1 protein-coding gene is annotated in these 909 nt (G+C 45.0%); it reads right to left on the minus strand.

Going from position 1 to position 909, the window contains the following annotated elements; translation table 11 throughout:
- On the minus strand, positions 1–889 hold an 889-nt coding region (locus L1069_RS23805), incomplete at its 3' end, for a hypothetical protein (protein ID WP_237457292.1).
- Positions 890–909: the final 20 nt, after the last annotated feature.

Consider the following 909-nt stretch of genomic DNA (forward strand, 5'->3'; position numbering starts at 1 on the left):
GATTTACCCTAACCAGCGGAATGAGGAAATCATAATAAATAACTCCAATCGCTCTAGAAATCGCCCACCGATACAAGCCGTGAAGGATCGTCGCGACAAAAATACAGATAGAAAGGAACCAAATTGTATCATCAACCAAGCCAGGCAAGCGATAATTGGAAACCAAACCAAATGAAATAAAAACAGAAATCACCACAGCCAACCAAGAGGATACGAATTTTCCATCTGGGAACGTGTCAGAGTAATCGTATCCAAGCAGATTCAACCACCTGTTCGGCCTCGGCTCCTCGACCGTCTTCAAACCATAGTACCACTCCTCCACCGCAGTTTGGAGGGACTTCGAAACAATGTGATCCACAAACTCTATTTGCACTTTGCATGAAACTTCGTCGGGATCCAACCGATACCTTGAGTGCATTCCATTCTTCAAATAGTAGTATGGATGATTGTACAGGCCGGTAAAATCCAAATTCAGATCAAGAGGCTGATAATCCCCAGTTTCCGGGTGGATCGATACCATCGAAAATGAGAAAATAACACTAGTAATTGGATCCTTGGTAGACAGATCATACTTCTTAAAGCTATCAAGAGAACCAAACTTGTAACGGTACTTCTTTTGCTTATTCACGCCATTAACATGAGTGGCCGTGATTGTAATCTTGCGCGAAGTGGGATTGTATTGCGAGCTCCACTGCCCCAAAATCAAGCAAAGTTGCTCTAGATCATTCGCGTCGACAATCGAACACCGATGATAGTTTTGTGAGAACTGCTCCTTCTTGCCAAGCACTGCGGAATGTAGTGCGCGCAAAACATCTCTCGGGATGTCCGGAAGTCGCGCCTCCTCACTTCCAGAAGCTAAAACAATTTCCCCATGCAAATCGTTGGACATTAGCGCCCCTCTCACCCCTC

The sequence above is a fragment of the Leisingera sp. MMG026 genome (assembly GCF_021654205.1).
Taxonomy (GTDB): domain Bacteria; phylum Pseudomonadota; class Alphaproteobacteria; order Rhodobacterales; family Rhodobacteraceae; genus Leisingera.